Source organism: Pedobacter nototheniae (assembly GCF_004335085.1).
GTDB classification, from domain to species: domain Bacteria; phylum Bacteroidota; class Bacteroidia; order Sphingobacteriales; family Sphingobacteriaceae; genus Pedobacter; species Pedobacter nototheniae.
On the sequence record NZ_RQRS01000053.1, the window covers coordinates 1 to 1570 of the forward strand.

The following is a 1570-nucleotide window of genomic DNA, read 5'->3' on the forward strand; positions in this document are numbered from 1 at the left end:
CTTAATTCATAAAAAAAGGGCGCTCCATTTTATACGAAGCGCCCTTTATTGAATAAAAAAACTTATCCTCTTATCTGAAATTGTATTTTAACCCAACCTCAAACTCTCCGTTATTGTAATTTTGTACCGCACCGGTATTGGTGGTGTACATCAGCAAAATAGATAATGTTTTTTTAAAGGTGGTACCCGCACCAATCGTTACGCTGTTGGTGGTATGGTAAATACCGTTCAGCATCAGGTTATCGCCCCAAAACATCGTGTTTATCCCTAAATCAAAAATACCCTTGTAGTTTTTAATCCCACGGTATGATAATTTCGGCTCAACACTGGCCAGCGCACCATTGGTGGTAATAAAACGGTAACTCGCGGCGGCAAAGTAAAGCGATTGATCGATTGTATTGCGTTCCAGATCCCTGTTAAAAAAACGTTTAAGGTTTGGAAGGGAAGCCTGTAGCGTGATCCGTTCGTTGCGGAAAGCCAAACCGAAATCACCATCGAAGTACAACTTCCGATCGTTGAAATTATTGAAGGCCTGATCTCCCATGTTCCCCTTAAAAAGACTAAAATCGATCCACTCGTTGGTTACCCCAGCCGATAAACCGAAATCTAAAAAGCTTGTGCCATTATTTAAAGGTAAATGGTAAGCATAGCTACCCTTAATACTGGTACGCTGGATTAAGCCCGCCTTATCGTTATAAAAAGATAAACCCAAACCTACCTTTTTACTTTCACTGCCATAGGCAGCCGTTACCGTTTGTATCGTTGGAGATCCTTCTACATTGGTCCATTGTGCCTTATAACCTCCGTTTAACTCAAAACCCGTTTCCAATCCAGCCATTGCTGGGTTAGCCAAATATTGGTTCTGGTAATACATGCTTCCCATTGGGTTGAGCTGGCTATAGGCCGATGCTGATAATAAAACCAGAACCGGAACTAAAAAAAATCTTTTAATATTCATTGTGTTTTCTTTTATAAAACCGGCTGCCTGTTCAGCAACCGGTTTTTGTTCATCGATCTTTTATCTAACAATGGTGATGAAGCCTTTTCTAACCCCTATACCAGGCCCAAAATCAATAATATAGTAGTAAGTACCTTCTGCAAGCTGTGCACCCCTGAAGTTACCATCCCAGCTATTGTCATACCCTCTTTTCTCGTAAACAGAGCGCCCGGAGCGGTCTACAATCTTAACCGTATTGTTCGGGTACATATCAATGTTCTCCACAATCCAGAAATCGTTTACTCCATCTCCATTCGGGCTCAGCGCATTGGTAATGTTAAGCGCCTTGTAATCTGCCAAAACCTCAATGGTAATGCTCTGCGTACTGGTTCTGCCATATTGGTTGGCACCAGTTACCGTATAAGTGGTTGTTTGCGCTGGGCGAACCGTTAAGCTTGCCGTATTCTGTCCGCTAATAATACCGCTTGCGTTACTCCAGCTGTACGTTAACGCACCGCTTGCCGTAAGCACCGTGGTAATGCCCTTACTAATGCTGTTGCCCTTGCTGCTTACAATACTGATGATTGGTGCTGGGTTATCCAAAATGGTTAGGCTTTGGCTCACCGCAGCGGC

At 43.1% G+C, this 1570-nt stretch carries 2 protein-coding genes; both read right to left on the bottom strand.

From position 1 onward, the window contains the following. Positions 1-70 precede the first annotated feature (70 nt). Positions 71-958 carry a PorP/SprF family type IX secretion system membrane protein gene (locus EHC72_RS22435; protein ID WP_131539953.1) on the bottom strand — a complete coding sequence of 296 codons (888 nt, stop codon included), beginning with the start codon at positions 956-958 and terminating at the stop codon, positions 71-73. A 60-nt stretch (positions 959-1018) separates the two neighbouring features. After that, the coding region (locus tag EHC72_RS22440; RefSeq protein WP_131539954.1) for a T9SS type B sorting domain-containing protein at positions 1019-1570 on the bottom strand (552 nt) is incomplete at its 5' end.